Origin of the sequence: Hydrogenophaga sedimenti, assembly GCF_051857515.1 — a bacterium.
Classification (GTDB): Bacteria; Pseudomonadota; Gammaproteobacteria; order Burkholderiales; family Burkholderiaceae_C; genus Hydrogenophaga.
Window position 1 is genome coordinate 206545 of sequence record NZ_JBPZHA010000010.1, and the last position, 7026, is coordinate 213570.

Below are 7026 nucleotides of genomic sequence, written 5' to 3' on the forward strand. Positions count from 1 at the left end.
ACAGCACCTTTGACGAACTCCCAGGAGCCTCTCCCATGACCACCCGCCGCCTCGTCCTGACCCGTTCTGCCGCCGTGATCGGCGCCGCCTCGTCCGGCCTGCTGCTGCCCGAACTGGCACGCGCGCAATCGGACAAGCTGCGGGTCGGCTTCATGCTGCCCTACACCGGCACCTTCGCCCAGCTGGGTGTGGCGATCGAGAACGGTTTCCGCATGGCGATCAACGAACAGGGTGGCAAGCTCGGCGGCCGCGAAATCGAGTACTTCAAGGTCGACGACGAATCCAATCCGGCCAAGGGCATCGAGAACGCGCAGCGCCTGGTGCAGCGCGACAAGGTCGACGTGCTGGTCGGCACCGTGCACTCGGGCGTGCAGATGGGCATCCACAAGGTCGCCCGCGAATCCGGTGTGCTCAACCTGATCCCCAACGCCGGCGTGCACATCGCCACCCGCGCCCAGTGCGCGCCCAACGTGTTCCGCACCTCGTTCACCAACTCCCAGCCCACGCTGGCGCTGGGCAAGGCCATGGTCGAGCGCGGCCACAAGAAGGCGGTCTGGATCACCTGGAACTACGCGGCCGGCGAAGAGGCCTTCGAAGGCTTCGAGCAGAGCTACACCGCCGCCGGCGGCACCATCGTCAAGAAGCTGGGCCTGCCCTTCCCCAACGTCGAGTTCCAGGCCCTGCTGACCGAGATCGCCGCGCTCAAGCCCGACGCCGTGGCCTGCTTCTTTGCCGGTGGTGGCGCGGCCAAATTCCTGACCGACTACGCGGCGGCCGGCCTGAACAAGACCATCCAGCTCTACGGCTCGGGCTTCCTGACCGAGGGCGTGCTCGACGCCGCCGGTGACGCCGCCAAGGGCGTGCTGACGACCATGCACTACAGCGACTCGCTGGACACGCCGGCCAACAAGAAATTCCGCCTCGAATACGCCAAGGCCTTCAAGCTGCAGCCCGACGTCTACGCCGTGCAGGGCTACGACACCGGTCTGCTGATGGTCAAGGGCGCCAACGCCGTCAAGGGCGACCTCTCCAAGAAGAAGGAGCTGTACACCGCGATGGAAGGCGCCACCATCGACAGCCCGCGCGGCAAATGGACCATGAGCAAGGCCCACAACCCGATCCAGGACATGTACCTGCGCAAGGTCGAGGGCAAGGAAAACAAGGTCATCGGCATCGCGCAGAAGGCCGTGGCCGACTCCGGCGCTGGCTGCAAACTGAGCTGACCCCCCTGCGCTGCCTTCGGCATCACCCCCCTCATGGGGGTGATGTCTGCCGACCGGCGAAGCCGGATCGGCGCCATCCCCGGCTGTACGGAGTGCCATGGACTTCGCCAACTTCCTCATTCAACTGCTCAACAGCCTGCAGTACGGACTGCTGCTGTTCATGCTGGCTGCCGGCCTGACGCTGATCTTCGGCATCATGGGCGTGGTCAACCTCGCCCACGGCAGCTTCTACATGCTGGGAGCCTACCTCGCCTGGGCACTGGCGGCGCAGTTCAACAGCCTGGTGCTGGCGATCGTCGTCGGCAGCATCATCGCGGTGGCGTTCGGCTGGCTGCTTGAATGGCTGCTGTTCCGGCACTTCTATCACCGCGACCACCTGGACCAGGTGCTGCTGACCTTCGGCCTGATCTACATCTTTGAAGAGATCCGCTCGATCCTCTGGGGCGACGACGTGCACTCGGTCGCCGTGCCCGCCGCGGTCAACCAGTCGATCCAGCTGACCGAGAACCTCTCCTACCCGGTCTACCGGCTGGTGGTCTCGGGCGTCTGTGTCGTGCTGGCGCTGGGGCTCTACGGCCTGATCAGCAAGACGCGGCTGGGCATGAAGATCCGCGCCGGGGCCTTCAACCGCGAGATGACCGAAGCGCTGGGCATCAACATCCGCCTGATCCACGGCGTGGTGTTTGCGCTGGGCGTGGCGCTGGCGGCGGTGGCCGGCATGGTGGCTTCGCCGCTGTCCAGCGTCTACCCCGGCATGGGCAGCTCGGTGCTGATCATGTGTTTCGTGGTGGTTGTCATCGGCGGCATCGGCTCGGTGCGCGGCGCCCTCGTCGCGGCCCTGCTGGTCGGTCTGGTCGACACCTTCGGCAAGGTGCTCGTGCCGCAGATCGCCGGCATGGCCGTCTACATGCTCATGGCAGCGGTGCTGCTCTACAAGCCGGAAGGGCTGTTCAAACAATGAGTGCCGCAGGACCGCTCCAAGGCGCTCAAGCCCCCGTGGGGGGCAGCGCAGTACACGAAGTGACCAGCGTGGGGGTCGACATTTCATGAGCAACGCCAAAGCCCAACTTGAGCGGCTGCCCAAGTCGATGCAGGCCGTGCTGATCGCCGGTGCCATCGCCCTCGCCGCCTTTCCCTTCGTGCCGCTGGAAAGCACCGACTTCTACCTGCAGCTGCTGTCGCAGATGATGATCCTGGCGATCTTTGCCATGAGCCTGGACCTGCTGCAGGGCGTGACCGGCCTGGTCTCGCTCGGCCACGCGGCCTACTTCGGCCTGGCCGGATATGCACTGGCCTTTCTCACGCCGCAGGACACGCCCATCAGCCTGTTCTGGAGCCTGCCGCTGGCGGCGGCCGGGGCCGGTCTGGCCGCGCTGGTGATCGGCTTCTTCGTGGTCCGCACCCACGGCATCTACTTCATCATGGTCACCATGGCGTTTGCGCAGATGGTGTTCTTCCTGTTCTTCGACAACAAGTCGCTGGGCGGCTCCGACGGCATCTACGTCAACTTCCGGCCCGACGCGACCGCCATCGGCCTGGACCTGGAGAACAAGCGCCACTTCTATTACTTCACCCTGGTGGTGCTGATCGCGGTCTACCTGTTCCTGCGCCGCGTGCTGTTCTCACCCTTCGGCCGCGTGCTGGCGGGCATCCGCGTCAACGAACACCGGCTGCGCGCCGTGGGCTACAGCAGCTTCGGCTACAAGCTCGCGGCCTTCACGCTGGCGGGCACGCTGGCCGGCGTCGCGGGCTACCTGTGGGCCGCACAGACCGGTTTCGTGAACCCCGAGCTGATGGGGTTCCACATGAGCGCGCACGCGATCATGATGGTCATCCTTGGCGGCATGGGCAACTTCGCCGGGGCCATCGTCGGCGCCTTCAGCTTCGAGTACGTGCTGCACCTGGTCAAGGACCTGCCCGCCATCGGCGGCTTCGAAACCGGCAAGCACTGGCAGCTCTGGATGGGCCTGTTCATCGTGTTCATCGTGATCGTGGCGCCGCGCGGGCTGCTCGGTCTGGGCGAGAAATTCCTGAACCGCAACAAAGAGGCATCGAAATGAGTGATGTCGCCCTGCTCGCCGCGGACAAGCTGACCAAACGTTTCGGCGGCCTCGCGGCCGTCAACGAGGTCTCGGTCAAGCTCTACCGCGACAACCTGCACGCGGTCATCGGCCCCAACGGTGCCGGCAAGTCCACGCTGACCAACCTGCTCTCGGGCGACCTGCAGCCGACCTCGGGAAAGATCCTGTTCGGCGGCGAAGAAACCGCCGGCCACACGCCGGAATCGATCTCGCGCCTGGGCTTGGGCCGCAGCTACCAGAAGACCAACATCTTCCTGCCCTTCACCGTCTGGGAGAACGTGCGCCTGGCCGCGCAGTCGCGCGAAGGGCACGCGCCCTGGAACCCGCTGCGCTGGCTGCAGTCGGCCGCGTCGATGACGGCAGTGAACCAACGTTGCGAACGCGCGATCGAGCTCGCCGGCCTCACCCACCGCGCGCAGACCGTCGCCGCCACCATCAGCCATGGCGAACAGCGACAGCTCGAAATCGCGATGACGCTGGCCACCGAGCCGACCGTGCTGCTGCTCGACGAACCGCTGGCGGGCATGGGCCAGGCCGAGGCCGAGCGCATGGTCGAGCTGCTGCTCAAGCTCAAGAAGGACCACGCGATGATGCTGGTCGAACACGACATGGACGCCGTTTTCGCACTGGCCGACCAGCTGACCGTGATGGTCAACGGCCAGGTGATCGCCAGCGGCACGCCGACCGAGGTGCGCAACGACCCGATGGTGCAGGCGGCCTACCTGGGCGAGGAGCATTGAACATGACCACCCCGCTGATCCAGGCCACCGGCCTGCACACCCACTACGGCCAGAGCCACATCCTGCGCGGCATCGACTTCACCGTCCAGCCCGGCCAGACCATCGGCCTGATGGGCCGCAACGGCATGGGCAAGAGCACCCTGCTCAAGTCCATCATGGGCATCGTCAAACCCAGCGGCGGAACGGTACACATCAAGGGTCAGGCCATGACCGGCGCGCCGACCTTCGAGATCGCGCGACAGGGCATCGCCTACGTGCCCGAAGGGCGCGGCATCTTCGGCAACCTCAGCGTCAAGGAAAACCTGCTGATGTCGGCGCGCGCCGGAACGAAGGGTCAGCGCGACTGGACCTATGAGCGCGTGCTCGAAACCTTCCCCCGCCTGTCGGAACGGCTGGGCCACGGCGGACAACAACTGAGCGGTGGCGAGCAGCAGATGCTGACCATCGGCCGCGCGCTGATGACCAACCCCGACGTGCTGATCCTCGACGAGGCGACCGAAGGCCTGGCGCCGCTGATCGCGCGCGAGATCTGGCGCATCTGCGGCCTGATCCGGGAAAGCGGCATCAGCAGCATCATCGTGGACAAGGCCTGGAAACAGGTCACGCAGATCACCGACCGCAACGTCATCCTCGTCAAGGGCGAGGTGGTGTTCGAGGGGTCTTCGGAAGAACTGCTGTCCAGGCCGGAACTGCTGGAACAGTATCTGGGCGTCTGACACCGGTTAGAGCAATAGCAGTTTCTGGAGTTGGACTCCAACTCCAGACTGATACATCGCGTCCAGCGATACCGCGTTGCCTTCTACAAACTTAGGGCGTGGATCGCACAAGACGAACATACAAAGAACTTCCACGAGAAGTCCACTGAGCATCACCCTCATCGAAATTCACATACCAGGCGTACCCAGTACTCAATTTCATCGGGGTCGTCGACCAGGCAGATCCCCTGGGTGCCCTAGGAAACGCCGTTTGATCGATAGCCGCCAGCAAGGTGCTGTAGCAGCCGAAGTCGGCCAGGGTTGACAACTCCCGGATATTCGGCAGACGCCAACCTCCGGTGGCCTGGCCAGCAACAATCATCGCCTGCTCGTGCGTGTGGGTGGTTGCCGTTCCAGTGCAGTCAGACCCACTCCACGTCTGCCCCTGGCTGCAGCGCTTCCACACCAAACCCGTGTACCGGTCAAGCACTTCGTCCCCGGTGGCAGCGAACCGGCCTGGCGAGGTGGGACAGGTGGCTTGCGAGAACGCCATCTCACTGCTCACGCCGAGAAACACGAACACAAGATATGCCCTGCAAATAGCGGAAAAAGTCTTCATGGAATTCATCCCTACTTTGTTAGGAGAAAACACGGACAGCCATTGCATCATCAGGGCTGGTGACGAACCAAACGAACACGCAGACTCGAGGTGCGAGCGTATCGATACTGCCGACCGTCGTCGAAATCCACCACCCAATTCTGGGCAGCGCTGGACACGACCGACTGTGTGGAAGACCAGTAATAGTTTGACGCCGCATTGGGAAACCATTCTGTGTCTTGACTGGGGCCACGTCGACCATAGTCAACAATGCTGTGCAGCTCCTGTATTTCTGGCACTCTCCAATTGGTAAAGCCGCACAGTGCAATGCTGTTGACGTACGTCACATAGGCAGCGACATTCGCATAGGTCACAACCGCAGCGGCCGACCGTGGCTCGACTGCATTCTTCCCTTCCCAGAAAAGGCCGGTCATGTTGTCTTTGATGCACTCGGTGCGAGGGTACGTGCCTCCCGCCGCTGCGGGTACTTCGCTGTAGCTCATCGGATTGATGCTTGCCCGATGACCATCCTGGGCCTGATAAAGAGAGCGGCCACTGTCCGAATCACAAACGACCACGGTACTGCTTCCCAGCGGATAACACGACGAAGTGCTCACCCCAGAGTGTGGCAAGACCACCGGTCTTGCCTCATAGCTGCCGCCCAGCACGTAATAGCCCACACCTTCATAGACGTAGTGGGCCGTCGCGGGATTGTTGCGAATGGCGTCCGTTTCTGCCTGGTTGTTTGAGTAGAAGTGAAATCCCCGGGTATTCACGTAGAACCTGTGCAATGGCGTCAAGGCAGTGCCTGTCACCTTGCTGGCGTAATACGCAACCCCTTCGTACTGATACTGTGGCAATGTCTGCTGGATCAGATTTTTCTCGGAAACACTGATGGTGTAGAAGTGAACACCGGTCTGCGTGTTGTAGAAGCGATGAACCTGACTTAAGCCCTGGGCCGCCACAGCACTCGCCAAGAACGCTGGGCCCTCATATTGAAACTGCCGCAGATTGGCAATGATGTTGTCGCGTTCGGTCGTGTTGACCGTATAGAAGTGAGCGCCGGTTTGGCTGTTGTAGAACCGATAGGCCGTGATCAACCCGGAGAATGCCTTGGTCGTGAATTGAAAAGCTTTGGACCCGCTTGCACCTAGTGCAGTTTGGGCTGCTGCCAACTCGACTTGATTCAACTCTGCGCCCTTGCGCAAGATCTCATCTGTTTGCGTTTGTGAGGGCGGTTCACTCGGCGCCGGAGTACTTCCTACTGTGGAGTTACCCTTGGCAACAGTATCGGACTTTGCCCCAACCAGCCGGTTGCCTCCAGCATCACTTCCGCCACCGCAAGCCACAAGTACGGCCGAGAACCCCAAACACAGCGCGCAGTGGGACATACCCAAAGCAAATACTTTTGAAGCACTCATTTAACCTCCCCAAGGCGATAAGTAGCAGATGAGTATGTAGTGTAAAAAGGTGAAACTTTGTGTCAACTCAAGTTCACAAGACTTTCTGCCCAGGCGACCAACGGTATTTACGGCATCGATTTGACGCTGGTTCAGCCTGCCCTAAGGATGGTGTTCAAAACACGTTTAGCGCCAGCCGATAGCGGGCGGCTTGCCACGACATGAAACAGCGCGACTCGGAATCAGCGAATTCAACGCAGTTTCTGCGTTTGCACCGCCCGTTTTCGGT

7 protein-coding genes are annotated in these 7026 nt (G+C 62.2%); 5 read left to right on the forward strand and 2 right to left on the reverse strand.

Translation table 11 applies throughout. The features are described from left to right. Nucleotides 1–35: 35 nt before the first annotated feature. The 5 genes from ACS5NL_RS17160 (at nt 36) to ACS5NL_RS17180 (ending at nt 4760) form a co-directional block, all read left to right on the forward strand. Nucleotides 36–1223, forward strand: coding sequence for an ABC transporter substrate-binding protein (locus tag ACS5NL_RS17160; protein WP_439355102.1), 1188 nt, complete (start codon nt 36–38; stop codon nt 1221–1223). 97 nt (nt 1224–1320) lie between these two features. Then, nucleotides 1321–2184: a branched-chain amino acid ABC transporter permease gene (locus ACS5NL_RS17165; RefSeq protein ID WP_439355103.1), complete on the forward strand. Its 864-nt coding sequence runs from the start codon at nt 1321–1323 to the stop codon at nt 2182–2184. A gap of 85 nt (nt 2185–2269) precedes the next feature. After that, nucleotides 2270–3283 (forward strand): branched-chain amino acid ABC transporter permease, encoded by a 1014-nt coding sequence (locus ACS5NL_RS17170; RefSeq protein WP_439355105.1) that lies wholly within the window; start codon nt 2270–2272, stop codon nt 3281–3283. Next, entirely contained in the window at nt 3280–4044 is a 765-nt protein-coding gene (locus tag ACS5NL_RS17175; RefSeq protein ID WP_439355107.1) for an ABC transporter ATP-binding protein, read from the forward strand. Before ACS5NL_RS17170 ends, ACS5NL_RS17175 begins: the two co-directional genes overlap by 4 nt. A 2-nt stretch (nt 4045–4046) precedes the next feature. Then, a complete protein-coding gene (locus ACS5NL_RS17180) occupies nt 4047–4760 on the forward strand; it encodes an ABC transporter ATP-binding protein (protein WP_439355108.1) in 714 nt (237 codons plus the stop codon). 91 nt (nt 4761–4851) lie between these two features. On the opposite strand, the gene ACS5NL_RS17185 is transcribed toward ACS5NL_RS17180, so the two are convergent. Together ACS5NL_RS17185 and ACS5NL_RS17190 are read right to left on the reverse strand one after the other, a co-directional pair. Then, on the reverse strand, nt 4852–5409 hold the full coding sequence (locus ACS5NL_RS17185; RefSeq protein WP_439355109.1) for an Lcl C-terminal domain-containing protein: 558 nt from the start codon (nt 5407–5409) through the stop codon (nt 4852–4854). Beyond that, on the reverse strand, nt 5409–6758 hold the full coding sequence (locus ACS5NL_RS17190) for a DUF1566 domain-containing protein (RefSeq protein WP_439355110.1): 1350 nt from the start codon (nt 6756–6758) through the stop codon (nt 5409–5411). The genes ACS5NL_RS17185 and ACS5NL_RS17190 overlap by 1 nt, the downstream gene beginning before the upstream one ends. Between the last annotated feature and the right edge of the window lie 268 nt (nt 6759–7026).

Coding starts and splice junctions, on each gene's coding strand:
- ACS5NL_RS17160 (WP_439355102.1), top strand. CDS start 36: ATGACCACCCGCCGCCTCGTCCTGACCCGTTCTGCCGCCGTGATCGGC.
- ACS5NL_RS17165 (WP_439355103.1), top strand. CDS start 1,321: ATGGACTTCGCCAACTTCCTCATTCAACTGCTCAACAGCCTGCAGTAC.
- ACS5NL_RS17170 (WP_439355105.1), top strand. CDS start 2,270: ATGAGCAACGCCAAAGCCCAACTTGAGCGGCTGCCCAAGTCGATGCAG.
- ACS5NL_RS17175 (WP_439355107.1), top strand. CDS start 3,280: ATGAGTGATGTCGCCCTGCTCGCCGCGGACAAGCTGACCAAACGTTTC.
- ACS5NL_RS17180 (WP_439355108.1), top strand. CDS start 4,047: ATGACCACCCCGCTGATCCAGGCCACCGGCCTGCACACCCACTACGGC.
- ACS5NL_RS17185 (WP_439355109.1), bottom strand. CDS start 5,409: ATGATGCAATGGCTGTCCGTGTTTTCTCCTAACAAAGTAGGGATGAAT.
- ACS5NL_RS17190 (WP_439355110.1), bottom strand. CDS start 6,758: ATGAGTGCTTCAAAAGTATTTGCTTTGGGTATGTCCCACTGCGCGCTG.